At 67.0% G+C, this 427-nt stretch carries 1 protein-coding gene; it reads left to right on the top strand.

The window, feature by feature from the left end:
• A partial coding sequence (locus HG543_RS54155) for an integrase core domain-containing protein (protein ID WP_169352735.1) occupies positions 1-399 on the top strand: 399 nt, incomplete at its 5' end.
• Positions 400-427: the final 28 nt, after the last annotated feature.

Here is a 427-nt window from a genome sequence, read left to right as displayed (position 1 = left end):
GCCTCGGCCCAGCCTCCCACTGCGCTCACCATCCAGGACCTGATGGCCGAGACGCTCGAGGCCCGCTTCGGCCCGGGTACCGCCCAGGCGCCCCACCCGGTGGAGTGGCTGTCGGACAACGGCCCCGTCTACACCGCCAAGGACACCCGCGACTTCGGCAGCAGCCTCGGCCTGCGGGTGTGCACCACGCCCTCGTACTCTCCCCAGAGCAACGGCATGGCCGAGGCCTTCGTGAAGACCTTCAAGCGCGACTACGTCTCCGTCAACGAGCTGCCCTCGGCAGCCCATGTCCTGGCGCAGTTGCCCGCCTGGTTCGACGACTACAACCGCTGTCACCCGCACCGAGGCCTCAAGATGAAGTCACCCCGCGAGTTCCGTACTGCTAACTCTCAACCCTGAGCTGTCCGATTTGACGGGGGCAACTCCA

It is taken from the genome of Pyxidicoccus fallax (genome assembly GCF_012933655.1).
Classification (GTDB): domain Bacteria; phylum Myxococcota; class Myxococcia; order Myxococcales; family Myxococcaceae; genus Myxococcus; species Myxococcus fallax.
This window is presented reverse-complemented; position numbering and strand designations above follow the sequence as displayed.